22 protein-coding genes are annotated in these 26673 nt (G+C 62.7%); 12 read left to right on the top strand and 10 right to left on the bottom strand.

The window, feature by feature from the left end; translation table 11 throughout:
- Positions 1-10: 10 nt before the first annotated feature.
- Positions 11-1441: a ribosome biogenesis GTPase Der gene (der, locus tag NGR_RS23030; RefSeq protein ID WP_012708890.1), complete on the top strand. Its 1431-nt coding sequence runs from the start codon at positions 11-13 to the stop codon at positions 1439-1441.
- A gap of 150 nt (positions 1442-1591) precedes the next feature.
- Here the strand turns inward: der and NGR_RS23025 are convergent, their stop codons facing one another.
- On the bottom strand, positions 1592-2518 hold the full coding sequence (locus NGR_RS23025; protein ID WP_012708889.1) for a sugar kinase: 927 nt from the start codon (positions 2516-2518) through the stop codon (positions 1592-1594).
- 141 nt (positions 2519-2659) lie between these two features.
- Here NGR_RS23025 and NGR_RS23020 point away from each other — a divergent pair, with 141 nt between their 5' ends.
- Positions 2660-4306 carry an alpha-glucosidase family protein gene (locus NGR_RS23020; RefSeq protein WP_012708888.1) on the top strand — a complete coding sequence of 549 codons (1647 nt, stop codon included), beginning with the start codon at positions 2660-2662 and terminating at the stop codon, positions 4304-4306.
- A 297-nt stretch (positions 4307-4603) separates the two neighbouring features.
- On the opposite strand, the gene ade is transcribed toward NGR_RS23020, so the two are convergent.
- From ade to NGR_RS22985, 7 genes are all read right to left on the bottom strand, one after another.
- Positions 4604-6301, bottom strand: a complete 1698-nt coding sequence (gene ade / locus NGR_RS23015) for an adenine deaminase (protein ID WP_012708887.1) — start codon at positions 6299-6301, stop codon at positions 4604-4606.
- Between the two features lie 88 nt (positions 6302-6389).
- A complete protein-coding gene (locus NGR_RS23010) occupies positions 6390-7718 on the bottom strand; it encodes an aspartate aminotransferase family protein (RefSeq protein WP_012708886.1) in 1329 nt (442 codons plus the stop codon).
- A 202-nt stretch (positions 7719-7920) separates the two neighbouring features.
- Positions 7921-8265, bottom strand: coding sequence for an ArsR/SmtB family transcription factor (locus NGR_RS23005; protein ID WP_012708885.1), 345 nt, complete (start codon positions 8263-8265; stop codon positions 7921-7923).
- Positions 8266-8384: 119 nt separating this feature from the next.
- A complete protein-coding gene (locus tag NGR_RS23000; protein WP_012708884.1) occupies positions 8385-9128 on the bottom strand; it encodes a HugZ family protein in 744 nt (247 codons plus the stop codon).
- A gap of 82 nt (positions 9129-9210) precedes the next feature.
- A complete protein-coding gene (choV, locus tag NGR_RS22995) occupies positions 9211-10260 on the bottom strand; it encodes a choline ABC transporter ATP-binding protein (protein WP_012708883.1) in 1050 nt (349 codons plus the stop codon).
- On the bottom strand, positions 10257-11102 hold the full coding sequence (choW, locus tag NGR_RS22990; protein ID WP_012708882.1) for a choline ABC transporter permease subunit: 846 nt from the start codon (positions 11100-11102) through the stop codon (positions 10257-10259). Before choW ends, choV begins: the two co-directional genes overlap by 4 nt.
- A 185-nt stretch (positions 11103-11287) precedes the next feature.
- Positions 11288-12244 carry a choline ABC transporter substrate-binding protein gene (locus NGR_RS22985; protein WP_012708881.1) on the bottom strand — a complete coding sequence of 319 codons (957 nt, stop codon included), beginning with the start codon at positions 12242-12244 and terminating at the stop codon, positions 11288-11290.
- A gap of 283 nt (positions 12245-12527) precedes the next feature.
- On the opposite strand from NGR_RS22985, the gene NGR_RS22980 reads away from it, so the two are divergent.
- The 8 genes from NGR_RS22980 (at position 12528) to NGR_RS22945 (ending at position 22181) form a co-directional block, all read left to right on the top strand.
- Entirely contained in the window at positions 12528-13112 is a 585-nt protein-coding gene (locus NGR_RS22980; protein WP_012708880.1) for a thymidine kinase, read from the top strand.
- A gap of 35 nt (positions 13113-13147) precedes the next feature.
- Positions 13148-13450, top strand: a complete 303-nt coding sequence (locus tag NGR_RS22975; RefSeq protein WP_012708879.1) for a c-type cytochrome — start codon at positions 13148-13150, stop codon at positions 13448-13450.
- Positions 13451-13668: 218 nt separating this feature from the next.
- The gene (locus NGR_RS22970) at positions 13669-14757 is read left to right on the top strand and encodes a hypothetical protein (RefSeq protein WP_012708878.1); all 1089 of its coding nucleotides are present in this window, start codon (positions 13669-13671) and stop codon (positions 14755-14757) included.
- A gap of 61 nt (positions 14758-14818) precedes the next feature.
- A complete protein-coding gene (locus tag NGR_RS22965; RefSeq protein ID WP_012708877.1) occupies positions 14819-15967 on the top strand; it encodes a hypothetical protein in 1149 nt (382 codons plus the stop codon).
- A 1-nt stretch (position 15968) separates the two neighbouring features.
- Positions 15969-17882 carry an AAA family ATPase gene (locus NGR_RS22960; RefSeq protein WP_012708876.1) on the top strand — a complete coding sequence of 638 codons (1914 nt, stop codon included), beginning with the start codon at positions 15969-15971 and terminating at the stop codon, positions 17880-17882.
- A 19-nt stretch (positions 17883-17901) separates the two neighbouring features.
- Positions 17902-19191, top strand: coding sequence for a DUF6638 family protein (locus tag NGR_RS22955; RefSeq protein WP_012708875.1), 1290 nt, complete (start codon positions 17902-17904; stop codon positions 19189-19191).
- 3 nt (positions 19192-19194) lie between these two features.
- Complete coding sequence (locus tag NGR_RS22950) at positions 19195-20415, top strand: DUF2333 family protein (RefSeq protein ID WP_012708874.1); 1221 nt, start codon at positions 19195-19197, stop codon at positions 20413-20415.
- Between the two features lie 86 nt (positions 20416-20501).
- The gene (locus NGR_RS22945; RefSeq protein ID WP_012708873.1) at positions 20502-22181 is read left to right on the top strand and encodes a formate--tetrahydrofolate ligase; all 1680 of its coding nucleotides are present in this window, start codon (positions 20502-20504) and stop codon (positions 22179-22181) included.
- Positions 22182-22202: 21 nt separating this feature from the next.
- On the opposite strand, the gene NGR_RS22940 is transcribed toward NGR_RS22945, so the two are convergent.
- The gene (locus NGR_RS22940; protein WP_164924426.1) at positions 22203-22712 is read right to left on the bottom strand and encodes a DUF1993 domain-containing protein; all 510 of its coding nucleotides are present in this window, start codon (positions 22710-22712) and stop codon (positions 22203-22205) included.
- Between the two features lie 153 nt (positions 22713-22865).
- Between NGR_RS22940 and NGR_RS22935 the strand changes: the two genes are divergently transcribed.
- Positions 22866-23327, top strand: coding sequence for a YiiD C-terminal domain-containing protein (locus tag NGR_RS22935; RefSeq protein WP_164924425.1), 462 nt, complete (start codon positions 22866-22868; stop codon positions 23325-23327).
- A gap of 158 nt (positions 23328-23485) precedes the next feature.
- Here the strand turns inward: NGR_RS22935 and NGR_RS22930 are convergent, their stop codons facing one another.
- Complete coding sequence (locus NGR_RS22930; RefSeq protein WP_012708870.1) at positions 23486-24301, bottom strand: extensin-like domain-containing protein; 816 nt, start codon at positions 24299-24301, stop codon at positions 23486-23488.
- A gap of 258 nt (positions 24302-24559) precedes the next feature.
- On the opposite strand from NGR_RS22930, the gene NGR_RS22925 reads away from it, so the two are divergent.
- Positions 24560-26665 carry a TonB-dependent receptor domain-containing protein gene (locus NGR_RS22925; protein WP_164924424.1) on the top strand — a complete coding sequence of 702 codons (2106 nt, stop codon included), beginning with the start codon at positions 24560-24562 and terminating at the stop codon, positions 26663-26665.
- Positions 26666-26673: the final 8 nt, after the last annotated feature.

Genomic DNA, 26673 nt, shown 5'->3' with positions numbered 1-26673 from the left:
GGCGTTTGATATGAGTTTCACCGTCGCCATCGTCGGGCGTCCCAATGTCGGCAAGTCGACCTTGTTCAACCGCCTGGTTGGCAAGAAGCTGGCGCTAGTCGATGACACGCCGGGGGTGACGCGCGACCGCCGCCCCGGCGACGCGAAGCTCGTCGACCTGAAGTTCCGGATCATCGACACCGCCGGTCTCGAGCAATCGGCGCCTGACAGCCTGCAGGGGCGGATGTGGGCGCAGACCGAACAGGCGATCGACGAGGCGGACCTGTCGCTGTTCGTCATCGACGCCAAGGCGGGCCTGACGCCGGCCGACGAAACGCTGGCCGAGATGCTGCGTCGGCGCGGCAAGCCGGTCATCGTCGTCGCCAACAAGTCCGAGGCGCGCGGCTCGGACGGTGGCTTCTATGATGCCTTCACGCTCGGCCTCGGCGAGCCGTGCCCGATCTCGGCCGAACATGGCCAGGGCATGCTCGATCTCCGCGATGCGATCGTCGCGGCACTCGGCGAAGAGAGAGCCTTCCCGCCCAGGGAAGACGTCGCCGAGACCGATGTCGATATCCGCCCGGCCGGTGCAGGCGGGGGGGAGGACGAAGAATCCGAACCAGCCTATGACAAGACCAAGCCGCTGCGCGTCGCGATCGTCGGCCGGCCGAATGCCGGCAAGTCGACGCTGATCAACCGCTTTCTCGGCGAAGACCGGCTGCTGACCGGCCCCGAAGCCGGCATCACCCGCGATTCCATCTCGGTCGAATGGGAATGGCGCGGCCGCACGATCAAGATGTTCGATACGGCCGGCATGCGCCGCAAGGCCAAGGTGCAGGAGAAACTGGAAAAGCTTTCGGTTGCCGACGCACTGCGGGCGATTCGCTTTGCCGAAACGGTGGTCATCATCTTCGACGCGACGATCCCCTTCGAGAAGCAGGATCTGCAGATCGTCGATCTGGTCTTGCGCGAAGGGCGCGCGGCGGTGCTCGCCTTCAACAAATGGGATCTGGTCGAGGACTGGCAGGCGGTGCTCGCGGATCTCCGCGAAAAGACCGAACGGCTGCTGCCGCAGGCCCGCGGCATCCGCGCCGTGCCGATTTCCGGCCATACGGGCTACGGGCTCGACCGGCTGATGCAGGCGATCATCGAAACCGACAAGGTCTGGAACCGGCGCATCTCGACGGCGCGGCTCAATCGCTGGCTGGAATCCCAGCAGGTGCAGCACCCGCCGCCGGCCGTCTCCGGCCGCCGCCTGAAGCTCAAATACATGACACAGGTGAAGGCTCGTCCGCCGGGCTTCATGATCTCCTGCACGCGCCCCGAGGCGGTGCCGGAATCCTATGTCCGCTACCTGATCAACGGCCTGCGCAACGATTTCGACATGCCAGGGGTGCCGATCCGCGTCCATTTCCGCGCTGCGGACAATCCTTTCGAGTCGAAGGCGCGCAAGAGGCGGTAGTCGATTTCGAAGGTCGAGAATGCCCCTCATCCGGCCTGCCGGCCACCTTCTCCCCGCGTGCGGGGCGAAGGACGATGCCGCACCGCCGAAATCCCCTCTCCCCGCTTGCGGGGAGAGGGTTAGTCCTCGGGTTAAACCCGAGGAGAGGGGCTATTTCTCGCACTGATCCGGCAACTTCTCGCGTTCCACCAGCGCCCCATGATGGCCGATCACCGCTGCTGCGACGCGGGCGGCGAAGGCGGCGGCGTCGGCCGGGCTGTCGCCGGCGGCGAGGCGCGCCAGGAAGGAACCGTTGAAGCAGTCGCCGGCGCTGGTGGTGTCGACGACATGAGAAACAGACGCGGCCGGAATATGCTGGCGCTCGGCTTCGCCGAACTGCAGCGTGACGCCGTTGGCGCCGTCCTTGACGGCAATGTCTGCGACGCCGAGGCCGCGGTAGCGTTCGATCGTCGCGCCGATGGACGCATCGCCGAAATGGGTTGCCTCGTCGTCATAGCTCGGCAACACCATCGTTGCTGAGCGCGCGCCGGCTTCGAGCGTCGCCCGCATCCGAGCCGCGTCGTCCCAAAGGCGAGGGCGGATATTCGGATCGAAGACGACGCGCGTGCCGCTCGCCTTTGCCCGCCGCAGTTCCGCCAGCAATGTTTCGACTGCATCGGGCGCAAGGATTGCGAGCGTGATTCCGGAGAAGAAGACGACGTCGACCTTTTCGATCGCCGCCCGCAAGCGCTCGGGATCGTCGGCGAGCAGCTTGGCGGCCGAGGTCGAGCGCCAATAGGAGAAGCTGCGCTCGCCGTCCTTCAGGTGGATCATGTAGAGCCCCGGCATGCGGCCCTCGATCCTGGCGATATGCGCCGTGCCGACCCCGGTGCTGTCGATGAATGACAACAGCTCGTCGGACACGACGTCGGTTCCGACGGCGGTCAGATACTCCACGGTCCATCCGGCCGGTGCGAACAGACGGGCGTAATAGGCGGTGTTGAAGGTGTCGCCCGCATAGCCCTTGCGCAGCATGCCTCCTTCCGCCTGCATCAGTTCGACCATGCATTCGCCGATTGAAAGCATGCTGCCGGCCATTCGTGCTTCTCCTCCATTTGCGTCGTTCATGGGTTAGCGATCTGTCGGCTTCGCAGCAAGCGAATGTTGCGCGCGCCGTTTACTCGGTGAATTCGCGGCGATACATCTCTCATCGAGCAGTTGGAACGGCGGGGTTTGCGGATGGCGATTGAATCTGGGTCTGGCGACGATTGGTGGCGCGGCGCGGTGGTCTACCAGGTCTATCCGCGCTCCTTCCAGGATACCGATGGCGACGGCATAGGCGACCTCCGCGGCGTCACCCGGCGTCTGTCGCATATCGCCTCGCTCGGCGTCGACGCCATCTGGCTGTCGCCCTTCTTCAAGTCGCCGCAGGCCGACATGGGTTACGATGTCTCGGATTATTGCGATGTCGACCCGATGTTCGGCACGCTTGCCGATTTCGACGCGATGATGGCGGAAGCGCATCGGCTGGGGCTGAAGGTGATCATCGACCAGGTGATTTCGCACACCTCCGACCGACACCCCTGGTTCGTCGAGAGTCGCTCGAGCCGGACCAATGCCAAGGCGGACTGGTTTGTTTGGGCCGATCCGAAGCCGGACGGCACCGCGCCGAACAACTGGCTGTCGATCTTCGGCGGCCCCGCCTGGGAATGGGACGGCGTGCGCAAGCAATACTACATGCACAATTTCCTGAGCTCGCAGCCCGACCTCAATTTTCATGAACCCGAGGTGCAGGAGGCACTGCTTGCGACGGTGCGCTTCTGGCTGGACCGCGGTGTCGACGGCTTCCGGCTCGATACGGTGAACTATTATTTCAACGATCGGCACTTGCGGGACAATCCGCCGCTGATCCCGGATCCGGATGCGACCAGCCATGATGCACCGGAGGCCAATCCCTATGGGATGCAGGATCACCACTACGACAAGACCCAGCCGGAGAACGTCGCGTTCTTGCAGCGCCTGCGGGGCCTGCTCGACGAATATGGCGGCCGCGCAACGGTCGGCGAGGTCGGCGACGGCGCCCGTTCGCTGAAGACCGTGGCCGCCTATACGAGCGGCGGCGACAAGCTGCATATGTGCTACACCTTCGACCTGCTCGGCCCGGAATTCTCGGCACGCCATATCCGCCGCTGCGTCGAGAACTTCCAGGCGATCGTCACGGATGGCTGGGTCTGCTGGGCCTTCTCCAACCACGATGTCATGCGCCATGTCAGCCGTTTTGCGCTCAACGAGGCCGACCGGGAACGGGTGGCGAAACTCGCAGTCTCGCTGCTTGCCAGCCTGCGCGGCTCGATCTGCCTCTACCAGGGCGAGGAATTGGGCCTGCCGGAGGCGGAACTCACCTATGAGGAGTTGCGCGATCCCTATGGCATCCGTTTCTGGCCGGCCTTCAAGGGCCGTGACGGATGCCGGACGCCGATGGTCTGGGAACGGGACGAGGCAAATGCCGGCTTTTCCTCCGGTCCTCCCTGGCTGCCGGTGCGCGACGACCATCGGATCCTGGCGGTCGATGTGCAGGAGGGCGTGGCGGGGTCGGTGCTCGAACACTATCGCGGGACACTCGCTTTCCGTCGCGGTCATGCGGCCCTCCTCGATGGTGACATGGCGTTCCTTGCGACCAATCAGGACGTGCTGGCCTTCACCCGAAAGAAGGGCAGCGAGACGCTGCTTTTCGTCTTCAACCTGACAGGCGAGCCGCAGGCGGTTCAGCTTGCCGGCGACATGGTTGTCGCCGAAGTGCTGCCGATGCCGGGCTTTGCGCCGGCCTTCGCGGACAATGCGCTCGCGCTCGCTGGCTACGACGTCTTCTGCGGAAGGTTGGGGTGAGGAAAGGGACCTTTCCCTCCGTCGTCGACTGCGAGTGAGGCGGTTGCTGGCACTCCTTACCTGACCTTGTAGCTTGTGAGTGGATCCTCGGGTCAAGCCCGAGGATGACGGAGAGAAGGGAAACGCATCTTCGTACACCTCAGTCGAAACTTATACCGACGGCCATTGGACAAATGTGACGCCACTCCATTCGTCATCCTCGGGCTTGACCCGAGGATCCAAGCGCAAGCGCCGCTCTGCAAGAAGCGCTGCGCACAAGATTCCGCAAGTCCGTCAGAGCGATAGGTCCGCGCTACCTCACCCGATCAACGCGAACTTGTCGACATCCACCAGACCGCGGTCGGAAATCTTCAGGTGCGGGATCACCGGCAGCGGCAGGAAGGCGAGCTGCAGGAAGGGTTCTTCCAGCGTCGCGCCCAGCGCAAAGGCGGCCTGGCGCAGGTGGTGGAGGATGTCGCGCACCCGCTCGTAAGGCTCGAGGCTCATCAGGCCGGCGATCGGCAAGGCGATCTCGCCGGTCACCCGCCCATCCTCGACGACGACGAAGCCGCCCTTGATCGCGCCGAGCCGATTGGCGGCAAGCGCCATATCCTCCTCGCTCACACCGACGACGCAGATATTGTGACTGTCATGGCCGACAGTGGAGGCGATTGCGCCCTTCTTCAGGCCGAAGCCCTGGACGAAGCCGTTGGCATGGTTGCCGTTGACGCCGTGGCGTTCGATGACGGCGACCTTGATGATATCGCGGCCCAGATCGGGGCCGGTCTGGTTTCCCACGGCCGGCAGCCGATAGCGACGATGCTCGGTGATGATCTTGCCGGGCAGCACGCCGATCACCGAGGTCTCAACCTCGCTGTAGGGCACGCCGAAATCGGCGGCCTTGACCTCGCGCGCCTTGACGCTGTCGAGTCCCACCGGCTCGACCGGCTTGCGCCGCGCAAACAGCGCGTCGGTGACGCGCCTACCGCCGGAAAAGACCATCTCCGCCTTGCAGTTCTCCAGACTGTCGAGGACGACGAGATCGGCCCGCCAACCCGGTGCCACCAGGCCGCGGTCGCTGAGGCCGAAGGCACGCGCCGCCGAGATCGAGGCGGCGCGATAGATCGCCAGCGGTTCGACGCCCGCGGCGATCGCCGTGCGGATCATGTGGTCGAGATGGCCCTGTTCGGCGATGTCGAGGGGGTTGCGATCGTCCGTGCAGAGCGCCAGATGGGGCGACAGCCGCTCGGTGATGATCGGCATCAGGGCTTGCAAGTCCTTCGACACGGAGCCTTCGCGCACCAGAATGTGCATGCCCTTGCGGATCTTCTCAAGCGCTTCCTCGGCACTGGTGCATTCGTGGTCGGTACGGATGCCGGTTGCCAAGTAACCGTTCAGTTCCTTGCCGCGCAGAAGCGGCGCATGGCCGTCGATGTGGCCGCCCTGAAAGGCGTCGAGCTTGGCGAGGCAGATTGGATCCTTGTGGATGACGCCAGGGAAATTCATGAACTCGGCAAGACCGATCACCTTTGGATGATGGCGAAAGGGCGTCAGCCTTTCGATCGGCAGGTCGGCACCGGCGGTCTCCAGATGCGTTGCCGGCACGCAGGAGGAAAGCTGGACGCGAATGTCCATGATCGTTTCCATCGCCGAATCCAGGAAGAACTGGATGCCTTCGGTGCCGAGCACATTGGCGATCTCATGCGGGTCGCAGATTGCCGTGGTGATGCCGAGCGGCAGGACGCAGCGGTCGAACTCGTGCGGCGTGACGAGCGAGGACTCGATGTGCAGATGCGTGTCGATGAAACCGGGAACGACGATGCGGCCGGAAACGTCGATCTCCTCGCGACCCTCGTAGTCGCCGCAGGTGCCGACGATCCGGTCGCCCGAAATGGCAATGTCGGAAGCGACAAGTTCGCCGGTGACGAGATCGAAGAACCGCCCGCCCTTGAGCACGATGTCGGCCGGCTTGCGGCCGATGCCCTGATCGATAAACCGTTCCAGCGCCTCGGACATCCTGCACCTCGCCCCTTCTGCTTTGCCAATGAGAATAACCCTCTCCCCGCGGGCGGGGAAAGGGTTCGGGAAGTTTGAGGTCGAGTTATCAGATATTGTTCTTCAGAACGTCGCGCAGCTTGTCGAAGAGCTCGTCGATCTGGCTTTTCTCGATGATCAGCGGCGGCGACAGCGCGATGATATCGCCGGTCGTGCGGATCAGCAGCCCTTTCTCGTAGGCTTTCAGGAAGGCGGAGAAGGCGCGTTTCGTCGGCTCTCCGGCGATCGGTTCGAGCTCGACCGCGCCGATCAGGCCGATATTGCGGATGTCGATCACCTGCGGGCAATCCTTCAACGAATGCAGTCCCTCTTCCCAGTAGGAGGCGAGCTCGGCGGCGCGCGTCAACAGCCCTTCCTCTTTGTAGGTGTCGAGCGTTCCGAGTGCTGCGGCGGAGGCGATCGGGTTGCCGGAATAGGTATAGCCGTGGAAGAACTCGATGAGGTGTTCGGGCCCGCTCATGAAGGCATCGTGGATTTCCGAGGTGACGAACACCGCACCCATCGGGATGACGCCGTTGGTGATGCCCTTGGCGGTGGTGATGATGTCCGGCTTGACGTCGAAATACTGCGCGGCGAAGGGTGTGCCGAGGCGGCCAAAGCCAGTGATCACCTCGTCGAAGATCAACAGGATACCGTGCTTGGTGCAGATTTCGCGCAGCTTCTGCAGATAGCCCTTCGGCGGGATGAGCACGCCGGTCGAGCCGGCGACCGGCTCGACGATGACGGCGGCGATCGTCGAGGCGTCGTGGAGCGTGACGATCCGCTCCAGCTCGGTTGCGAGGTCGGCGCCATGCTCGGGCTCGCCCCGGGTAAATGCGTTCCTGGCGGGCAGGTGGGTGTGCGGCAGGTGGTCGACGCCGGTCAGCAGCGTGCCGAACATCTTGCGGTTGGCGACGATGCCGCCGACCGAAATGCCGCCGAAATTGACGCCGTGATAGCCGCGCTCGCGGCCGATGAGGCGGAAGCGCGAGCCATTCCCCTTGGCGCGGTGATAGGCAAGCGCCACCTTGAGCGCCGTGTCGACCGATTCCGAACCGGAATTGGTGTAGAGGACATGGTTCAGCCCTTCGGGCGCGATATCGACGAGCCGATTGGCAAGTTCGAACGCCTTCGGATGGCCAAGCTGAAAGGCCGGCGCATAGTCGAGTTCGCCCGCCTGTTCGCGGATCGCCTCGGTGATCTTCGGCCGACAGTGACCGGCATTGACGCACCAGAGCCCGGCCGTTCCATCAAGTACAGTGCGGCCGTCATGCGTGGTGTAGTACATGTCCTTGGCGCCGACGAACAGGCGCGGCTCCTTCTTGAACTGCCGATTGGCGGTGAACGGCATCCAGAAGGCGCTGAGATCGTTTGGGGTGGTGTTCAGTCGGTTCGACATGTCCTGTTCTCCTCGGCGGAGCCTGTAACCGGCAACGCGAGCGGCCGATCGGATCCGGATTCTTTTACTCGTTGGTCAAATTATCAGTGCCCCTGTGAGCGTCAAGCCCGCCGACGGCGTGGGGCTTGTCGCTTCTCAGCAAAAAACCCCGCGATTGCTCGACGGGGCTTTTGACTTGCGGCTCTTGTCGGCGTCTTGGGAGTCAGGCCGACTTGCGCACAAGGGCTTTTTCTATGACGACGCTCGTGGCTGCGCCGTAAATCTCCGAAAGTGCGCCCAAAATCTTCATGACGGAGTCGGACGAGCTCGAATAGTAGATCGTCTGAGCGTCACGCCGGGTGCTGACCAGATTCTGGGCACGCAACTTCGAGAGGTGCTGGGAGAGAGCCGACTGGCTCAGCCCGACCTTGTTGGCCAATGCGCCTACCGCCATTTCTTCCTTGACCAGAGAGTCGAGAATGAGCAGGCGTTTTGGATTTGCCATGGCCGAGAGGAAACCGGCTGCTATTTCGGCTTCCTCATGTTTTTCAGGCGAAAGAGGCTGCATTGCGTGCTCCATGCGCGAATTACATCACACGTCGTTATGTTTCACGAAGCACGATAATTAGACGTGATGCATAAAAGGGCAACCACCCACTGCAAGAATTGGGGGTAGCTAAGTGCCGATTAATCGTAAAGTTTTTTCAAAATCGGTCGCAACTGCTCCGTGTCCTCGATGACAGTATCAAAGTCGAGACGTCGCAACCTCTCTCCGTCGAAAAGGTCGAGACCGGCCGCATCGATTCCGACGATCTTCCATTCGCCGTCCCCCGCGCGGCACACGGCGGTCGCATAGTGCTTCACGGCGTCCCGGTGGTCGGTATTCATGTGCTCGATGGCGCTCTCCTCCATTTCGGCGAGCGCGGCCAGGGCGGGCGATGCAATGACAAGGTCCTTGTCGGTCAGCACATAGGCGCGGCCGAAGCCGCCATTGAGGCTGGCGCGCAGCGGCACAAGGCGGAAAAAGCCGAAATCCGGAAAATCGACATAGAGCCCGGCCTTGGGGTGGCGGCGAAGAAACCGTTCGCGGATGCGGCCATGCGCGGCGCTGTCGCGCGGAACCTCCTCGGCCTCGCACTGCACGGTGAGGCGCGGATGGGCAAGGGGATCGCCCTTGCCCGGTTCGCCCGTCAGGAGGGATGCGCGCCGATCGGCAAGCAGCGCCTGGGTATGGGTCGAAAGCCGCGAGACGAGTATGACCGGCACTCCGTCAATGTCGATGCCGATCAGCGCCCGGCTGACGAAGGGGAAGCCATTCCCTTCAGGTTCGAGCACAGCGAGCGCGCCGCTGCGCGCCGAACGGAGCAACATCCGGGCCAGCTGGCGCGCCTCGTCATCGGTCTCACGCAAGACGTTCGGTTTGTCGCTCATGACGTGCTTCCTCGCCTCGGGTCCGAATGAAAAAGCCTGGAGCGGTGCTCCAGGCTTGTTTTGAACCCCGCGGTTTTGCGCGTCAATCTTTGCTGCGGTGTCGCGTCAGGCCTTCGACGATATTTTGCGCGTCGATGGTGCCGACCACCGCGCCGTTGTCGACGACGCCGATGCTGCCCGGCTGGCGGGACATGGCGTCGAGGATGTCGACGAGCGGCGTCGTCGGCTTGGCGGTTGCCGTCACGCCGGCACCGGCAGCGGTCCGCCCGACGCCGGTCTGCATGACGTCCTTCGCCGTCAGCATGGTGATCGGGTTCATGTGCTGGACGAAGTCGGCCACGTATTGGTTGGCCGGATTCTTGACGATCTCCTGCGGCGTTCCGCATTGGATGATCCGCCCGCCCTCCATGATGGCGATGCGATTGCCGATGCGGAAGGCCTCGTCGAGGTCGTGGCTGACGAAGATGATCGTCTTCTTCAGCCGCCGCTGGAATTCGAGCAGCTCGTCCTGCAGGCGCGTCCGGATCAAGGGGTCGAGGGCCGAGAACGGCTCGTCCATCAGCAGGATCGGGGCGCCGGTGGCGAAAGCCCGCGCAAGACCGACCCGCTGTTGCATGCCGCCCGAAAGCTCGTTCACCTTGCGGTCCGCCCACTTGGTGAGGTTGACGAGTTCCAGCTGTTCGCCGACGCGCTTCTTTCGCTCCGCGTCGCCAACGCCGGCCAGTTCGAGGCCGAAACCGACATTGTCGGCCACGGTACGCCAGGGAAGCAGGGCGAACTGCTGGAACACCATCGACACGGTGTGCATGCGGAAATCCCGCAAGGCCTTGGCGTTGCAGCGATACGGGTTCAGCGATCCGCTCGAGGTCTTGACCTCGACCTCGCCGCGCACCACCGGGGCAAGGCCGTTGACGGCCCTCAGCAGCGTCGATTTGCCGGAGCCGGACAAGCCCATCAGCACGAGGATCTCGCCTTCGTGGATCGCCAGCGAGGCGCCGGCAACGCCGAGCACGTGGCCTGTAGCGGCGCCGATCTCGTCGCGGGTCTTGCCCTGATCGACCATCTGCAGGGCAGGCTGCGGGTTCTTGCCGAAGATGATGTCGACATTCTTGAAAACGACGGCTTCGGTCATGCGCCTTCTCCTTCGTCGGACGTGCGGAAAAGACGATCAAGAACGATCGCAAGAATAACGATACAGAGTCCGGACTCGAACCCCCTGGCGATATTGACCGTGTTCAGCGCCCGAAGGACGGGCACGCCGAGGCCGTCGGCACCGACGAGTGCGGCGATGACCACCATCGACAGCGACAGCATGATCGTCTGCGTCAGCCCGGCCATGATCTGCGGCATGGCGAAGGGAATCTCGACCTTGCGCAGCACCTGCCATGGCGTGGCGCCGAAGGATTCGGCCGCTTCGACCAGCGACGGCGGCGTCGAGATGATGCCGAGACGCGTCAGGCGGATCGGCGCGGGGATGGCGAAGATGACGGTGGCGATCAGCCCCGGCACCATGCCGAGGCCGAAAAGGATCAGCGCCGGAATGAGATAGACGAAGGTCGGGATCGTCTGCATCAGGTCGAGGATCGGGCGCATGATCGAGTAGACCCAGGCACGGCGCGCTGCCACGATGCCGAGCGGCACCCCGACGGCCATGCTGACGAAGCTCGCGGCGAGCACCAGCGCCAGCGTCTCCGTTGTTTCCTGCCAGTAGCCCTGATTGACGATCAGGAGCAGGCCAAGACAGGTAAAGGCGGCGATGCCGATGGAACGGCGGAACCACCAGGCAAGAGCGGTCACGATAGCGATGACGATAAGCGGGTGGGGCGTCTGGAGGATGTAGAGCAGGACGGAGATGATGCCCGAGAGCAGATTTGCAAGCTGGTCGAAGAACAGCTCGAAATTGGTTGTCAGCCAGTCGACGAACGCCTTGGCCCAGCCGCCGATCGGGATGCGATTTTCTGTCAGAAATTCCACGAACTGGATCCCTCTTGTCAGGGTCAAACACTGGATCGCATGAAGCGGTGGAAAAGGGCGGGGGAGGTTCCCCGCCCGACTGCATGTTTCCTTCAATCAGACCGATTCAGGATAGAGGCATGCAGCAATTCGGAGTGCTGCAGCGACCTTTTGCGCGTCTGAATGGACGCACGGCGCTACGGCAATCAGAGACCAAGTTCGGTCTTCACGGCGGCCAGTCCCTCACCACCATCCTTGGTGGTCACGCCGGCAAGCCAGGGCTCGATGGCGGAGGGGTTGTCCTTGAGCCAGGCGGCAGCCGCCTTTTCCGGATCTTCGCCGTCGTTCAGGATCTTGCCCATGATCTCGTTCTCCATCTGGAGCGAGAAGTTCAGGTTCTTGAGCAGGGCGCCGACATTCGGGCATTCGGTCGTGTAGCCGGCACGCACATTGGTGTGCACGGTGGCGCCGCCGAAGTTCGGGCCGAAGATGTCATCGCCGCCGGAAAGATAGGTGAGCTTGAAGTTGGCGTTCATCGGATGCGGCTCCCAACCGAGGAAGACGATCGGCTTGTCGTCCTTCTCGGCGCGCGCCACCTGCGCCAGCATGCCCTGCTCGGAGGATTCGACGACTTCGAAGCCCTTGAGGTCGAACGTGCCCTTCTCGACCATGTCGATGATCAGCCGGTTGCCGTCATTGCCGGGCTCGATCCCGTAGATCTTGCCTTCGAGCGCATCCTTTTGGGCGGCGATGTCCTTGAAGTCCTTGATGCCGAGTTCAGCGCCCTTGGCATTGGTCGCCAGCGTGTATTTGGCGCCTTCGAGGTTTTGGCGGACGGTCTCGACCGACTTGTCGTCGCGATAGGGCGCGATGTCGGCTTCCATCGTCGGCATCCAGTTGCCGAGGAAGACGTCGATATCCTTGTTCTTCAGGGACGTGTAGGTAACGGGGACCGAAAGCACCTTGACGTCCGTCTCGTAGCCGAGCGCCTTGAGGATTGTGGTTGCCGTCGCCGTCGTCGCGGTGATGTCCGTCCAGCCGACGTCGGAGAAGCGGACGGTGCCGCAGCTTTCCGCCTCGGCCGCGGCCGCGTTGCCGGCGGTCAAGGCCGCCATGCAGATGGCCCCCGCCAGCATGAATTTGAGTGAGAATGTCCTTGTCATCGTTATCGTTCCCCTGCCTGTGTTCTTTTTTTAGCCAAACACCAATGCGCCCCGAATTCAAGGCCTTGGCGCAAGCGAAGTGTATTGCGTCAATCCGCCGAGGGGATGCACAGAGCGACGCCGAATGTCGCAATGGCCACGAAATGACGATCGTCAGGACCCATCGTGCAGCCGTGGAGCGAAGACCGTACGGCTGAAAATCTGTGGGTGGCGTCGCCGCGCTCTGGTCATCGAGCGCAAGCCTCGTCATTTAGCGGGGACACCACGTCTGGGAACCGTGACCATGGCCAAGCTCTATTTCAGCTATGCGACGATGAATGCCGGCAAGAGCACGCTGCTCCTCCAGGCCGCCTACAACTATCAGGAGCGCGGCATGCGCGTCGTGATGCTGATCGCCGCCTTCGACGATCGGGCCGGCACGGGACGAATCGCGTCGCGCATCGGGCTTAAATCGGACGGGATACCGTTCCATGGCGGCGACGATCTTTACGGCCTTGTCGAGCGCCTGAACGGCGACGGCTCCGGCGAGATCGCCTGCGTTTTCGTCGACGAGGCGCAATTCCTCGGCGAGAACCAGGTGTGGCAGCTTGCGCGCGTCGCCGACCGGCTCGGCATTCCGGTCATGGCCTATGGCCTCAGGACCGACTTTCAGGGAAAACTCTTTCCCGGCTCCATGGCCCTGCTTGCGATTGCCGACGAAATGCGCGAGGTCAGGACGATCTGCCATTGCGGACGCAAGGCGACGATGGTGGTGCGCCTCGACGGCGCCGGCCATGTCGTGCGCGAGGGCGCGCAGGTCGATGTCGGCGGCAATGAGAAATACGTGTCCTACTGCCGGCGGCATTGGGAAGACCAGATGCGCGGCTGACGACAGTTTGCCGAACCTCGACAGGAGTTGCAACGTTGCGATCCATCATCCTCGCCGCCTGTCTTGCCCTCGTCGCGGCGCCAAGCCTGGCGGACGGGGACGCCAAGGCGGGTGCGGCGGTCTTCAGGAAATGCAGTGCCTGCCATACGGCCACGGAGCCGGCGAACCGGGTTGGCCCGAGCCTGATGGGCGTCGTCGGCCGTCCCGCCGCGTCGTTCGACGGGTATAGCTATTCCGATGCGATGAAGGCATTCGGCGCTGAAGGCAAAGTGTGGGACGAGGCGACGCTCTCGGAATATCTCCTGAGCCCCCGGGGGATGGTGAGCGGGACAAGATGAGCTTCTCGGGATTGAAGAAGCCGGCGGATATCACCGATGTCATCGCCTACCTCAAAAACCCCGCTGCCGGCGAGTGAACGGAGTCGTCCCGGCCGGTTGAAAAAAGCCCGTCGGCGTCTCTTGTCCTGACCTGCTAAACACCCTTTATATAAGTGCAATCAAGGGCTGAGCAGTTTGGTTCACGGGCACGAGGCCCGGACGGGCGAAGGGGATAGGAAATGGCTACTCTTCAGAATTTTGACGCCGAGATCGCCAAGACGCGGAGCGTCGTCGACGAGATGCGCGGCAAGCTTGAGCAGTCGGGCGTCGTCCTCGATCAGTTCGCCAAGGCGGACACCAAGCTCGGCGACGTCAATTTCGACATCGAGAACGCCCGAATCCAGGACGTCCTCAAGCAGCAGAAGGCGATGGAAGCCAATATCGCCGATCTGATCATCGGCCTCGAAGACGCGACGAACGTTTTCGGTGCCGAGTTCGAGAGCATGAAGAGCTACACCGGCTACGAGAAGTTCGTCGGGTTCTTCTCCAAGCAGTCGATGCAGCGCATGCGCACCGACCGGGTGCGCAATATGTCGCTCGCCGGCAATCTCCAGGAACTGCTCGTCAAGTCCGACACTATCGTCGGCATTCTCAAGGAGCAGAAGGCGATCCTCGACCAGCGCTACAAGACGTCCGAGCAGAGCCTCATCCAGGTGATCGAGCGCCGCAAGGGGACGATGGCCGCGCTCGTAGAAACCCAGAAGCGCATCGAAGAGCTCAATCCGCTGCTGCTCGACATCGAGAACCGGATCGCGGCTTCCACGGATCAGACGACCCGTACCGACCTCGAGTCGGAACGGTCGCGTCTCGCCACCGAATACAACGAGAAGCAGGCCAAGGAACAGGAACTGCTCGCCGAGAGCCAGACGCTCGAGCGCTACACCGCGATGTTCCAGACCTTCGTCGATTCGCTCAACAACCAGATCGCCGCGCAGAACACGCTGATCAACAAGCTGACGATCGATACCGAGCAGCGCATCGTGCTCTACAAGTCACTCGAAGACTCGTTGAAGACGGCGGCACAGCAGGATGTGGCGCACAAGATCAACACGCTCGGCAGCCAGGTCGACACCGCCGCCGAGGAAACGATGGCGGGAATTGGCGCCGCCGCCCAGCGCCATATCGGCGACCTGCTCGAAATGCATGAAAAGAACATGCTTGCGACACAGGATATCCAGCGGCGCAAGAAGTTGGCCGACGACGCCTTTGCCCGTCGCTTCCAGACGGTGATGGACAAGCACAATGCCGCAAACTACGTGAAGCAGTGATCGGCAACGCGGCAATGACCAGCTTTCCGACCGCCTTTCGGCAATCGCCGGAGGGAGTGTGATGAATACCGCGGTTTCCCCCGCCGTCAGGCAATATTTCACCTCAATCCGGGCCGCGCTGGCGGGGCTCGAGCTTTTTCTCGGTGACCGCAATTCGCCGCTTTATCGCAACACGGTCGTCGGTGAAGTCATCGTTCCCTATCTCGCCCGGCTGAAGGCATCGGTCGCCTGCTGGGAAAACCGCATCGGCTTCGTCGAGAACTTCCGGATCTCGCGCGCCGAGAGCGGCTTTCCGGTGTTCCAGAATGTGCTGGAGCTCGAGAACGACCGGCAGAGCGCCGAGAAGCGGCTGGCAAGCATCCCAACGGCGGATGCGCTGCGCGAGGAAATGGTCGATTTCATTCTGCGGCAGAAGGCCTTTCCGGAAGCGTTGCAGGCCCGCATGGCGGAGCGGCTCTATCTCGAGCAGATCGGCAAGGGGGATATCTTCTCGCCCTTGATCCTGCCGGAGACGATCCGTGTCGCCGTCAATCCGAAGACGATGCGGCCCTACTACGTCGTCGCCTGGGGCGCCTTCGACGGCACGCAGACGCTTCCGATGATCTACATGGCGACGATCGAGGATTCCTCCGACAATATCGTCGAGATGCTGGTGACCGAGGACGGCAAGCTCAATGCGGACGTCGACATCCCGCTGCCGGTCGGCGGACTGCTCAATCCGGAGCTTGCCAGCCGTTTCGACGATTTCGCCTCGAAGAACAGCGCCTATTCGCTCACCCCGGTGACGATCGCCACCAATCTCGACAAGGATTTCCCGGAACTGCATCCGAAGCAGCTTCGGCGCATCGTCCTCGGGCCGTTTTATTCGGCCGGTATCACCGAGAACAATGCGCGGATCAACGACATCCTCTCGAAAGTCCGCAAGACGGAGAATGCCTGGCTTTTGACCTGGACGGTGCAGGAGGTCTTCTCCAAGGCCGAGCGGCCCGCCGAGCGTGGCTTCTGGTCCTCGACGCCGGCGCAGGAGGAATTTCACATCGACACCGACAATCTCGAGGCGGCGCGCATGGGCGTCAGCGCCTATGAAAAACATGCGCTGGTGCCGCACGACGCCTATCAGGCGCTCTACGCGGCCGGCGAGGCGGCCCAGGTCTTCGGCGACTACAAGGTGCATGTGATCTCCGGCAACCAGGTGGTGAGCGAGGTTTGAGATGACGCTGAATACGGGCCTGACGACGCTGCACGAGGACGACATCGCCAAGCATCAGGCGGTGGCGCAGAGCCTGGTGACCAAGCTTGTCCTCCTCGAGCGGGATGAGCCTTCGGGTACGCCGCTTGCGGGCACCGGCCGCCGTTTCGTCTCGACCGTCTCGAGCGGCGGCCAGCGGCGCACCCGCGAGGTCGAACTCACCCGCACCATTCAGTCGGTACGCGGCGCCGATCCGCTCTTTTCGCCGGCCCAGCACGCCGTTCTCTACCGCACGCGGCGCGGCATCCAGGTGGCGCTGGCAGTGGCGGACGTGTTCGCGCGGCAGACGAACCTCGAACAATTGCAGGCGCGCAATGCGGCCACCCCGCTTTCCGGCGAAGACGCAAGCCATTTCAAGGCACTGCTTTCGGCCGCCGCCTATATCGCAGCCTTCACGCTTGCCGCCTATCTCGGTGCGACGCTGCAGGGCGAGGGGGAGCCGGTCGACGATGCCGCCGAGCCGGATTTTCTCTTCGACACGCCGCAGGACGCGCTGAAAAGCATGGTCGCCGCCCTCGATCGCAGCATTGCCGGCGCCCCGGACGATCTTGCCCTGACGGCGCGTTCTCGCGCCTTCTGCCGCGTCGCGATCGAAGGATTGCTTGCCCGCAAGGCGCGATTCACCGGGCTGCAGAATTTTGAGAACGTCCATATCCGGCTGGACCAGGACGATTTCACGCTCAACGGCTTCGATGTCGCACCCGGGCAGAAGCGTAAACCCCTGGTGATGACCTTCAAGAAGCCGGATGAGATCATCGGCAATCACATCGCCAAGTATCAGGCGCTGAAGCTTGCCAAGATGCTGATGGCCTATGATTTCGACCGGCAGATGAATCCCTTCGTCGAACTCGGCGGTTTCCTCTTCACCTTCATCGGCGACGGCATGCCGGGCACCGGCAAGACGATCTTGATCCAGATGCTCGCCGGCATGCTGCACGACTATTGCGGCGTCGCCGGCTATGCCTTCCACTACGAGAATTTCGGCGTCGACCAGATCTCCTCCTACCAGGGCAAGTCGGGCCAGAACTGCAAGGAGTTCGTCAACAACGTCATCAACCCGCGGGCGATCGGCTTCGGCACGATCGACGACGTCGACCAGGTGGCGGCGAAGCGTTCCGACGACCGCGCCTCGGCCGGCCAGCACGAGGTGACGGCGGTGCTGATGGAGAGTTTCGCGGGCGCCTCGACGGTGGTGCGCGGCAATTGCACCTTCGGCATGTTCTCCAACTATCCGGAGAATGTCGACGATGCGCTCCGCCAACGGGCCGGCGCGCGCTGGCTCGTCGACGGGCCACAGACGGAAGGCGACTATATCGACATTTTCGCGCTGCTGGTCGGCAAGAACCACAAGATCCCGCTCGGTCAGCACGACCTCTTTGCCGGCCAGGAAATCAAGCGCGCCGTGTCGCAATCCTACGCGGCGCATGCGCGGCCACAGGAGGGGGGGCTCGCCGCCGTCTGGGAGCGCTACGAAAAAGAGAAGGGCAAGATCGCCTCGCTCGCCGACGTCGGCGCCTATCTGCACATGATCAAGGAGGCGGAGCCGCGCTTCACCGGCCGGGCGATCCGCAACATCACCGACGCGATCAAGATGCGGGCGATGGACGTCGAGCTGCCGGACGACTGGTTCAAGGATGCGACCTCCTTCATGCACAAATCCTACGACGAGAAGAAGGCGATGATCGAGGAGCTGCGCGGCCCGATCACCATCGACATGGTGCTGCAGGAAATCAACCGCTACGCCGACAGCGAATTCCGCTACACCGACAAGTCGGACGACGCCGCCATCGCCGAGATCATTCGCCGCGAGCGCCAGCGCGAGAAGGCGATCCGCGAGATCGAGACAATGAAGCGCGAGGGGCGGTGGCAGGGATGAGTGAAGAGAGCATGCCCGCATGAAGCGCCTTCTCGAAGCCGAACTGATCTACGGGCGGCTGCTCGATATTTCGGAGCCGCACCTCGTTCAGCGCTACAACAAGGCGCTCGAAGGCCTCGGGCTGAAGCCGACGGCGCTCGAGCGGTTCAGCATCGATATGACCGGCTTCTCGCCGGAGATCGCTGAGGAGCTGGGAGACCGCGACTATCTCGATCCGAACCGGGTCAACCGGCGCTTCATCGTCCTGACGCCCGCCCAGGCGGAACTGCCGGTCGTCCATACGAGCTTTTCCAACACCGCGGCGCTGATGCACGAGTTCTTCAACGCCAACATGCGCGCGATCAACGCGGTCACGATCAAGGACGCGCTCTACGGCGAGATCGAGGATTCGGTGTCGGTGGTCGAGGACATCGACGATCTCCTGTCGATCAACGAGGTCCGCTTCCGCGTGCTCTCCGCCGAGGACATGCTGGGCAAGGCGGCGGAGCTACGGGAGCTTGTCGACCGGCTGAAGAAGGTCCCGACCGCCTGGTCCGACGACGCGATGCTGAACCGGATGGTGGAACTTGCCAAGCTGACCGGCGACATCCGTCAGAATGCACTCGTCCCCGAGGAGCTGGTCTTCCGTCACGAGGCCTTCTGGGCCAATCATTTCGGCGGCGTCTACGTGTTCCTCGACCAGAAGACGACGACGGTGATCTGCGATCCTTCCGTGCCAGGCTTCCGGCGCTCGCGGCCCTGGCAGGTGAGCTACATCGCCATCAGCGATCACGCGCGCATCTACGATTTCCTGGCGTCGACCAATCGGCTGCAGTTGCCGCAGGCCTCCTGGGTGCAGGAATCGGGCCTGTTCCAGCACCGGGCCGACATGGCGGTCCGCGGGCTGATCAACGAAGCCGATCCGGACGCCGATCTCCTCAACGTCGATCGGATCTGGCTGCAGACCTGGATCCATCGCAACGCCGCGCTGGTGGCGCGCGACGGCACCTATCCGTTCCTGCAGGAAATCACGCGGGCGATCGCCGCGACGGGCACGATCAAAATGCAGGAGATCGCGCCGGAAAACCGTTTCCTGCTGGTGCGGGCCGCGCCTGATCATCCGGACAAATGGCTGGTCAATCAGCTCATCGCGCAGCTCGTGCCGCGCGATTTCGTGTCGCGCTTCGTGTTCGACAAGCAGGGCTTTTATGGTGCCTACGAGCACTACGGCGAAAAGTTCCGCGAATATGTTGTGGCAACGTTGACGGGCACATATCTGAAAGACAAGGCCGCCTTCCGCCACAAGCTTTACGGTCTCAAAGAGGAATAGGACATGCTCGATCCGATCGTTGTGTTTTTTCAGCGCGTGTTCACGGCGATCGGCCGCGGCATAGGACTGGCCGTCTCCTGGCTCCTCTGGCCCTTCATGGCGCTCGCAAACTGGTATCGGGGGCGGAGTTGGATCATAAAGGGGCCGATCGGCCTCATCCTGCTCGGTCTGATCTTCTTCTACGGCTACTTTGTCTGGCAGACACAGTCCTGGACCAATTTCGATCCGGACTATGTCGATCGCTACAAGCTGTCCCAGCGCAAGGTGCCGGCGGGCTCGCCGGTCAGCGGCCCGGGCGCTGCGACGGGGCAATCCGGTAGCGCGGCGGCTGCCAGCCAGGCCGCGGCGGTGGCTCCCTCGGACGCGTCGACGACGGAGGCGCTCGATATGGCGCAGTTGCCGGCCGGCACGGTCTGCCAGACCTCGGCGGTGGTCGACGTGGCGGCCGATCTCATCGATCTCAACGTCAACCAGAACGCCTGGATATCCTCGATGCTGGCCTACAAGCTCGGGCTGTTCGGGCTCGACTGGGACGACACGCCCTGGCTCGACAACAAGGCATCGTTCCAGCGCGGCATCAACCAGGCTGTCCGGCGCACAACCGTCGAACTGGTCGACTCGCTCGGCCGGGTGCGTGGCACGTCCGGCGTCAACAACGACCTGCAGAGCGCCCGCGGCAACATCCAGTTCGACGAGGAAACCTGGTATTTCGGCCTCAACCCGTTCGGTCCGAAGACGCCGACGCCGAGCTTTTATCGTGCCGCGATGCGCGATCTCAGGAAATTCAATGTTTCACTCGGCAAGTGCGAGGCGATCTTCGACGGCCGCTCCGACAATATGGTCGAGTTCCTTGACCGCATTGCCAATGATCTCGGCAACACGTCGGCGATCATCCGCGAGCGCTCGGAATTCCACAATGGCGGCTGGTTCGATACGCGTGCCGACGACCGCTTCTGGTTCGCCTTCGGCCAACTCTACGGCTATTACGGCATCCTTTCGGCGGCCGGCGCCGATTTCGAGAATGTCGTTGCGCAGCGCGGGCTGACGCCGATCTACACGGAAACGATGAAGCAGCTTCGCTCGGCGCTGCGCATCCAGCCGCTGATCATCTCGAACGGCCGCGAGGACGGCTGGATCATGCCGACGCACCTGGCAACGATGGGCTTCTACATTCTGCGCGTCAGGTCCAATCTCGTGGAGATGCGCGATATCCTTGCCCGTTGACGGCCGGCGTGTCAGCGTAAGCGCAAAGAAACGAAGCGTGCATCTCGCAGAGGAGGCGGGCTGCGCGCATCAATGAGGGGGAAGCCATGCCGGAGGTCAAGTCCGATATCGAGATCGCGCGTGCTGCGCGCAAGCAACCGATCATGGAGATCGGCGCGAAACTCGGCATCCCGCCGGAGCACCTGCTGCCCTACGGACATGACAAGGCGAAGGTGAGCGCCGAATTCATAGCGGCCCAGAAGACCAACGGAAATGGCCGGCTGATCCTGGTGACGGCGATCAACCCGACGCCGGCCGGCGAGGGCAAGACGACGACGACCGTCGGCCTTGGCGACGGCCTCAACCGTATCGGCAAGAAGACGATCGTCTGCATCCGCGAAGCCTCGCTCGGCCCGTGCTTCGGAATCAAGGGCGGTGCGGCTGGCGGCGGCTACGCCCAGGTGGTGCCGATGGAGGACATCAACCTCCATTTCACCGGCGATTTTCACGCCATCACCTCGGCGCACAACCTGCTCGCCGCGCTGATCGACAACCATATCTACTGGGGCAACGAACAGGCGATCGACATCCGCCGCATCGCCTGGCGGCGGGTGATGGACATGAACGACCGGGCACTGCGCCAGATCATCGGCTCGCTCGGCGGCGTCGCAAACGGCTATCCGCGCGAGACCGGCTTCGACATCACCGTCGCCTCCGAGGTCATGGCGATCCTCTGCCTGGCCGCCGATATCAGGGACCTGGAAAAGCGTCTCGGCAACATCATCATCGGCTACCGGCGCGACAAGAGCCCGGTCTACGCGCGGGACATCAAGGCGGACGGGGCGATGGCCGTGCTGCTCAAGGATGCGATGCAGCCGAACCTGGTGCAGACCCTCGAAAACAATCCGGCCTTCGTCCACGGCGGGCCCTTCGCCAACATCGCGCATGGCTGCAATTCAGTCGTAGCGACGACGACGGCGCTGAAACTTGCCGACTACGTCGTGACAGAAGCGGGTTTCGGCGCGGATCTCGGCGCGGAAAAATTCTTCGACATCAAATGCCGCAAGGCCGGCCTGAAGCCGGATGCGGCCGTCGTCGTTGCCACCGTCAGGGCAATCAAGATGAATGGCGGCGTGAAGAAGGACGACCTCGGCAAGGAAAATCTCGAAGCGCTCAGGAAGGGATGCGCCAATCTCGGGCGTCATGTGCAGAACGTCAAGAAATTCGGCGTGCCGGTGCTCGTCGCTATCAACCACTTCACTTCCGATACGGAGGCCGAGATCCAGGCGATCAAGGATTATGTCCGGACGCTCGGTTCCGAGGCGGTGCTATGCCGGCACTGGGCCGAGGGGTCGGCCGGCATCGAGGAATTGGCGCACAAGGTTGTCGATCTCGCCAATGCCGGACACTCGCAGTTCTCGCCGCTCTATCCGGACGACATGCCGCTCTTCCACAAGATCGAGACGATCGCCAAGGACATCTATCACGCCAGCGAGGTCATAGCCGACAAGCTGGTGCGCGACCAGCTCAGGACCTGGGAAGACCAAGGCTACGGGCACCTGCCGATCTGCATGGCGAAGACCCAATATTCCTTCTCCACCGACCCCAACCTGCGCGGCGCCCCGAGCGGCCATGCGGTGCCGATCCGCGAAGTCCGCCTTGCGGCCGGCGCCGGCTTCGTCGTCGTCATCACGGGCGAGATCATGACGATGCCGGGCCTGCCGAAGGTACCGTCTTCGGAGAAGATCCGCCTCAATGAAGCGGGCTATATCGAGGGCTTGTTCTGACGGAGGCGCTTCTCTCCGGTCTCAGTCGAGGCCGCCGATAAAGTCTGCCTTGCCGATCGGCACGCCCTTGTGGCGCAGGATGTCGTAGGCGGTGGTCACATGGAAATAGAAGTTCGGCAGCGCGAATTTCAGGAGATAGTCGCTGCCGCTGAAGTTCACCTTCAAATTCGGAAAGTTGAGTATCACTTCGCGCTGCTCGCTGCCATCGAGGTTTTCGGGCGTCACGGTCTCGAAGAACGCCACCGTCTTGGCGATCCGCGCGCGCAGATCGGCGAAGCTCTGCTCGTCGTCCGGGAAACGCGGCACCTCGAGGGTCGTCAGCCGGGCGATGGCGTTCTTGCTCGTGTCGCTCGCTCGCTGGATCTGGCCCGACAGCGGCAGCATGTCCGGCGCGAGCCGCGCGTTGAAGAGTTCGTCGAGCGGCATGCCCGATTCGACGGCAAAAGCCTCGGCCTTGTCGAGGAGCCCGCCGAGCGCAGAAAAGCCGCGCGTGAAGACGGGAATGGAGAGCGTGTACATTGTCAAAGGCATGGGATTTCCTCGCTTAAGGCTTTGCGGACGGTGCCGCTGATAGATCGTATCGAGCGGCGTTGGGTTCAACCAGCCGCGGAAATCTTTGCCGATCCGAAAGAGAATTCGTGCTCGCTCAATTTGCGCCCGGTGGCGCGCTACCTTGGAAACACAATGACACCGTCGGAACTTCAGGCTTACCTTCATGCGCATATTCCTCTCTCCGCTGCCATGCAGGTGGAAGTGGCGGCGGTCGAGTGGGAACATGTCCTCCTTCGCGCACCGCTGGCGCCGAATATCAATCATCGCGAAACGGTTTTCGGGGGGAGCGCTTCGGCACTGTCGATACTCGCTGCCTGGTCGCTGCTGCATGTCCGGCTCCGCTTGAGCGGGGTCGCCAGCCGCCTCGTGATCCAGAGCAACCGCATGGAGTATCTGTTGCCGATCGACGGTTCCTTTTCGGCCCGCTCGAGCCTCGAACACGCCGATCAGTGGCCAGGCTTCATGCGCCTGCTCGAACGGCGCGGCAGGGCACGCCTCACCGTGACAGCCGAGCTCATGGCGGAAGGTGAGGTCGCCGGTCTCTTCTCCGGCGAATTTGTGGCGCTTGGGTATGAGCTGGCGAAGGACCAATAGCAGCGAAGCGGCCGGCGATTTGCCCCTCTCCTCGGGTTTAACCCGAGGACTAACCCTCTCCCCGCCCGCGGGGAGAGGGGACTGGGATGGCGCGGCATCGCCCTTCGCCCCGCTTGCGGGGAGAAGGTGCCGGCAGGCGGATGAGGGGCAATCTCCCATCAGCGACAATAGCGATAGTCGTTCTTCCGCTCGATGACGTCGAGATGCAGGTGATTCTCATGGGCCGCATCGCTGCCCGGATCGAGCACGGTCTTGAAATACAGGCAGGCGGAGGCGGTGACGGTTCGCTGGAATGCGCCGGTCAGTGTGCCGTCCTCGTCGCGCGGCTGGATCTCGATGGTCTTGCCGTCCGACAGGCTGAAGGAAGCGATGTCGACCGCGTTGCCGCGGGCGTGCTCGGAAATCTTGCCGGTGGCCGCATTGTTCCTCAGGCGACAGACATAGGTGGAGGCCTGGTTGAGGGCCGTCACGCTCGTCTTGGTTCCGAACGCGGTCTGGGCGGCGGGCGTGGCGGTTTCCTTGGTCCAACGGGCGAGCGCCAAGGCGGTCTCGCAGCGCATCACCCCCTCGGGCTTGAGGGCGACGCCCGGCAATACCGATTCGACCTTGATCGGCTTGTCGATCCCGCAGCCTTTCCCGTCATCGATCCGAGAGGTCTCCGCAAAGGTAGCGCCGATCTCCTTGAGCGCCGCGAGACAGGATGCATAGGCCTTCGGCTCCTCGGTTTCGATCTTGACGACAGCCTCCTCGGGGCGCACAACATCGTCTTTCCAGCCGGGCGGCAAGCCTCGCCCGGGCTCCACCTTTCCGCGATCGCCCGCTTGACGCCCACCCTCAGGGGCAGGCTTCGGTGTCGGTGTTGGCTGCTCGCCTTGGACCGCTTCGGGCCTCGGCACCGGCAGTGGGCCTCTCTTCGGAAGAGTCGCCCCGGAAAGCACCAAGGCAGATATCAGGATTGCTCCGACAGCGCGCATGCAGGTCCTTCCCGTCTGTCATGGCCAAACGCACGAGGGGACATTCCTGTTTCAAATTGTGCTGAAACTGAGGAGGGGCGGCATGGTACAGCGTTTGCTAATGCAGCCCCTAAAATTATATTGATTTTTTTACTCATGTTTTTATGTGGCCTAAATAAGGCGACGGGATCTCCGCTCGCCCGATTCCGACACCTGCCCAGCCAGCCCTTGAGTGCCGCTCAACAGCAAGCCCGGCCAACATTTTCAAAGGACTGGTCCATGCTCAACCGGCATCATCGCCTGGCTCTTCTCGCATGCACGGCGACACTCGCGTTGTCCGTCGCCTCCGACAGCTTCGCACAAAGCGCGTCGGCGTCCCCGCAGACGGAGGCCGAAGAGGCAGAAAAGAAGGGCGAGACCTACCTCTCGCCGATCGTCGCCAAGGGCGGACGCGAGGCTGATCCCTATGCGAAGCCCGGTCCCTCGAGCGTCGTCAGCACCGACGAAATCGAACTTCATGCCGGCCAGGAGACCGACGATCTCCTGCGCAGCGTGCCCGGCACCTCGACGGCCAACAACCCGCAAAATCCCGGTGTCGCCGTCAATATTCGCGGTTTCGAAGGGTCCGGCCGCGTCAACATGATGATCGACGGCGTGCGTCAGAACTTCCGCTTCACCGGCCACGAGGCCCAGGGCTTCGCCTATGTCGATCCCGCCTTCCTTTCCGAGATCGACCTGACCCGCGGCGCCGTCACCGGCGTTGGCGGCGGCGCGCTGGCCGGTTCGGTCAATTTCAAGACCTATAACATCGAGGACCTGATACAGGACGGCAAGAACTATGGCGGCCAGGCCGTCGCCACCTATGGCAGCAATGGTGCCGGCTGGTCGGAATCACTGCTCGGCGCCTATCGCTTCAACGACGTCTTCTCGGTGCTCGGCGGTATCAGCAAGAGCGATCCGGGCAATTACGACAATGGCGACGGTATGGAAGTGCCGTTCACCGAGGAGGATCTGCTCTCCGGGCTCATCAAGGCCGAGATCACGCCGGACAAGGACCATTCCTTCAAGTTCAGCGCGATGTCCTATGACAATGATTTCTTCGCGAACTCCTATTTCCAGAACGTGACGAACCAGACTGTCAGCGCGAACTATGCCTATACGCCCGACAACGAACTGATCGATCTGCGCGCCAACGCCTACTGGAACAGGCTGCGGATGAAGTACGGTACCAATCTTCTGGGCGCCGGCACGGCGGCCGGGCGGCGGATCACCGATACCGGCACCGGATTCGACATTTCGAACACCTCGACATTCGACCTGGGCGAGGTTGCCGTCCGCTCCAATTACGGAGTCGAATATTTCCAGGATGACTACGATGTCATCAACAGCGCGGCGCAGCCGACCGGCGGCGTCAACGGCAGCGGCAAGAACGCGACGACCGGAATTTTCAATTCGACGACCTTCACCTATGGCATCGTCGATTTGACCACCGGCCTGCGCTATGATCGCTTCACGATCGACGGCACCGGTTCGGTCAGCGCCGGCAATCCGCTCGGCATGCCGGCGGGGGCCTATAGCGTCGACGAATCGGACGGCCGCCTCAACCCGAGCGTCACGATCGCCGTCAACGCCACCGAATGGCTGCAGCCCTACGTGACCTATGCCGAGACCTCGCGCGCTCCGACGGTCAACGAGATCTTCGTGGGCGGTTCGCATCCGGGTGGATTCCAGATGTTCTTCCCCAACCCGTTCCTTCAGCCGGAAATATCCAAGGGCTGGGAAATCGGCGCGAACATCAATCTCGACGACCTCATTGCTACGGGAGACAGCTTCCGCCTGAAGGCGAACTATTTCCACAACAGGGTGGACAACTATATCACCGCGGCCTTGGCCGGCGGCGGGATGCAAATATTCTTTGTCAACAATCCCGGGATCTCCACGGTTCAGGGCTTTGAACTGCAGGCAGCATATGATGCGGGCTACGTCTTCGGCGACCTTGCCTACACGCATACGGAGAGCGACCTCCCATCACAGGTCAATGGCTTTGGCGTACAGAGCTTCCTTCCGGACGACATCGTGAGTGCAACCCTCGGGGCGCGGTTCCTCGCGGAACAGCGCCTCACGGTAGGCACGCGGATCTATGCTGTTTCCAACGCCTTCATCGGTGAGGAGAACGCCGGGGCAAGCGGGTCCGCCACCGTCCCCGGTTATGGACTCGTAGACCTCTTCGCCAACTACAAGTTCGAGAACGGTCTCGAACTGACCGGCAGCGTCACGAACGTGTTCGACAAGACCTACACGCCGGCCTCGAGCACGATCGCCGGCAGCACGGTCGACACCGGTCGGGGCCGGACGTTCCTCGTAACGGCGAAGGCGAAGTTCTGATCGTTTCC

This window comes from Sinorhizobium fredii NGR234, from assembly GCF_000018545.1.
In the GTDB taxonomy this organism is placed as follows: domain Bacteria; phylum Pseudomonadota; class Alphaproteobacteria; order Rhizobiales; family Rhizobiaceae; genus Sinorhizobium; species Sinorhizobium fredii_A.
This window is presented reverse-complemented; position numbering and strand designations above follow the sequence as displayed.